The sequence below is a fragment of the Lunatimonas salinarum genome (assembly GCF_017811155.1).
Lineage (GTDB): Bacteria > Bacteroidota > Bacteroidia > Cytophagales > Cyclobacteriaceae > Lunatimonas > Lunatimonas salinarum.
The window spans coordinates 1-2,871 of sequence record NZ_JACVCV010000049.1 but is presented as its reverse complement, the minus strand read 5'-3'; the positions used below and the strand labels follow the sequence as shown (position 1 = coordinate 2,871).

The window sequence follows — 2,871 nt, the reverse complement described above, 5'->3', positions numbered from 1 at the left end:
AGAATCCCTTTGACCTTATGCCAAAGGCTGGCGGATTTACCGGCCCGGGTTCGGGGAATCACTGGTCTGATCAGTATAGGGATCCCTATCATAATTGGATGTCGATGGGTTCATCAACCTTTAACGGTTTTTATGGATTAGATCCGAGTTCTGGCACATATAATGAAGACTTTTTGTCCCTCGTGGGATCGAGTTGTAACTGTGCGACGTCTGGTAGTTTTAAGTGGATAGATTATCCAAGTACCGTAAGCGGCAATATCTATGACGGATCACTAACGGTGTCAGCAAAAGCATCTGAACTGGTTTTTGTTGAGCAAAATGGGGGGAGTGTCGGACAACCTGGGACATGGGAAAGTATGATACCTATTTGGGGTTCTGGTAGAGCTGCTGTTGACCATTTTCAAAATGAGAATTATTGGATTGCAGCAGGTTATGCTGCACTTGCTATATCTGATGTGTTTTTGGTAAAATCAATTGTTACAGGTGTTGCTAAAGGTGGTGTAAAAATGTTTGGCAAAAGCTATAAGACTTGGGGCAGTTTTAGGGCTGATTATGGTAAAACAGGTTTTGCTGCACCTAATCAACAATTACATCACTGGGCTTGGGCGAGAAATGGAGCAAAAAGCGGAGAAGGAGCTGGTTGGTGGGCTAAAAATCAGATGTGGAATTTAATGCCTATGGAAAGTCAAGCGATGCACTCAGCTGTTCATGGATGGGGAAGAAATGCATATGGTCCAGTTGGTCAATTTTGGTACGGCACTCCTACATGGTTTAAAGCATCAATTGTTTCAGGTGGTGGTAGGTTAGCTGATTAGGAAATTATAAATTTAGAAAAATGAAAATTCAATATCCAATCATAACAATTTCAGGGAAAAATCATATAGAGTTTATTAAACATGACGAAGACCTAAAGAAGTGCAATAAAAGAGCATTAAAAAATAAGTACTATAATAAACTAATTTTAATAGATAGTAATTCAAATAGATATAGGATACAAAGTGCAGAACAAGAAAGTACAATCGGCATTCTATGGGGATTTAATTTAATGAAAGGGCAACAATTGAAAGTTAGATTGATATTCGATGAGAAAGTTGAAAAAATAGAGTTGGGTGAATTTCAAGATTTACTGATTAAGATAATTAATAAGAATAAATACTTCTGGGACTCTGATGGTAATCTGAAAGAACGACTTGAATTCATTAAAAATGCCAATTCTACTAAGGAAATCATATCGAAGTTTACTTATGAATATTATAAGAAGTATTAGTGTCCGAAATTTGATACCGAAATAACAGAAGCCCGGTTAACCCGGGCCTTTAAATGAAATGTAATAAATGAAAATCTGTTTAATAATATCCATAGTATTAATTACTGTTTGTTGCAAATCTGAAAATGAAAAGGATGCAACAATCAAAGGAAACCCAGAGATTAAAAAGGAAATTCAGTCAAACAAAATTGCACCTACGGATAAGTCTGAATTGTACTATATTACATTGCTTAACGAAGCTTTAAAAGTTCAAATTCCCAGAGAGTTTAAAATAATGGATAGTGAAATGCTTAATTTAAAGTACCCTATAACAGCCAAAAGACCTACCATTGTTTATACCGATAGTATCGGACAAATTAATGTCGCATTTAATCATACAAAGGATAATATTAGCGTCGCTGATGTTACGAAAGTGCAAGAATCAATATTAAACCAGTTGAAACAAGCCCCTGCAATTACATTAATTAGTTCTGATTATAGGGGTATTAATGGGAGGGAATTTTTTATCATTAAGTTTTATTCCCCTGCGGTTGATGCACAAATTTATAATCTGATGTTTGGAACTGAATTAAACGGCAGGTTGCTGATGGGAACGTTTAATTGTACGGTAAACCATTTGCAGGAATGGGAACCAATAGCCGATAAGATAGTAAACTCATTAGAAGTTTTGAAATAGTAGAAAAGCCCGAGCAGTCTGGCTTTTTTAATTCAGGCCTTTGAGAAGTTCCTGTAGTTCTTTATCAGAGATATTTTCTTTTTCGGACTTGTTGTAGATGGTAAGCAGGTAGACAAAACCGTCCACCAATTTCACGCAAGTAGTGATCCTTGCCCCACCGGATTTGCCTTTTCCTTTGGACTTAATGACCAGCCGGATTTTGTAGCAATCATTGCCAAGCGGTGTGCCTCGCGTAGACTCTTCTTCCAGGGAAGCAATCAAGTACAGGATATCAGCTTTCAGGGACTTTATTTTCTGAGAAGGCTTTTGGAATCCCCAACTGAGTGTAGAATCCTCAACATCCTCATATTTTTAACCTCCCTTAAAGCCGTAATTCTCCTTATGCCATTAACAATGGCTTACATAATAGCTTGTTAGTAGACAAACTACGCTGGTATTTGACCAGGAGTACAAGCTGATAAATTCCAGCTTCAAGCAGATCGGGAAGCAGGCTGCGGAAGATGGTTCGGATATCAGCCACCAATACCTGAATGTCGGCCCGATGACTATGACAGAACCCGGATATGTGTATATTTATCCCCTTGGCAGCCATGGTGCCGGGCTTAAGCCCCTACCATTTTGGGTTTAACAATCCGGTCCGTTACAATGACCCGTTGGGATTGATGGGGGATGATTCCGGAATATGGGGTACGGGGAATACCTATGCGTCAAACTATTCCCAAAACCCCTTTGACCACATGCCCAAATTTACCCGAACCAACCCGGGTTCGGGGAATCATTGGTCAGATCAGTATAGGGATCCCTATCATAATTGGATGTCTATGAATACTGATGGATTCAGGGATTTCTATGGCCTTGACAACGGTTTTGGTGGAACCAATTTTGAAAGAGCTATGGAATTGACTGGGAGTTTTACGGGTATAGGATC

5 protein-coding genes are annotated in these 2,871 nt (G+C 38.9%); 4 read left to right on the top strand and 1 reads right to left on the bottom strand.

Annotation, left to right across the window (positions count from 1 at the left end):
* The 3 genes from IAQ59_RS21640 to IAQ59_RS21630 all read left to right on the top strand — a co-directional run.
* Positions 1-815, top strand: an 815-nt coding sequence (locus IAQ59_RS21640) for a hypothetical protein (RefSeq protein WP_209332940.1), incomplete at its 5' end; no start/stop codon positions are given.
* Between the two features lie 20 nt (positions 816-835).
* The gene (locus IAQ59_RS21635; protein WP_209332939.1) at positions 836-1,267 is read left to right on the top strand and encodes a hypothetical protein; all 432 of its coding nucleotides are present in this window, start codon (positions 836-838) and stop codon (positions 1,265-1,267) included.
* A gap of 67 nt (positions 1,268-1,334) precedes the next feature.
* Positions 1,335-1,943, top strand: a complete 609-nt coding sequence (locus tag IAQ59_RS21630; protein WP_209332938.1) for a hypothetical protein — start codon at positions 1,335-1,337, stop codon at positions 1,941-1,943.
* A gap of 27 nt (positions 1,944-1,970) precedes the next feature.
* Here IAQ59_RS21630 and IAQ59_RS21625 read toward each other — a convergent pair whose 3' ends face one another.
* Positions 1,971-2,204 carry a type II toxin-antitoxin system RelE/ParE family toxin gene (locus tag IAQ59_RS21625; protein ID WP_342450741.1) on the bottom strand — a complete coding sequence of 78 codons (234 nt, stop codon included), beginning with the start codon at positions 2,202-2,204 and terminating at the stop codon, positions 1,971-1,973.
* Between the two features lie 302 nt (positions 2,205-2,506).
* On the opposite strand from IAQ59_RS21625, the gene IAQ59_RS21620 reads away from it, so the two are divergent.
* Positions 2,507-2,871 (top strand): hypothetical protein (locus IAQ59_RS21620; protein WP_209332937.1); only part of this gene is annotated, 365 nt, incomplete at its 3' end.

Coding starts and splice junctions, on each gene's coding strand:
- IAQ59_RS21635 (WP_209332939.1), top strand. CDS start 836: ATGAAAATTCAATATCCAATCATAACAATTTCAGGGAAAAATCATATA.
- IAQ59_RS21630 (WP_209332938.1), top strand. CDS start 1,335: ATGAAAATCTGTTTAATAATATCCATAGTATTAATTACTGTTTGTTGC.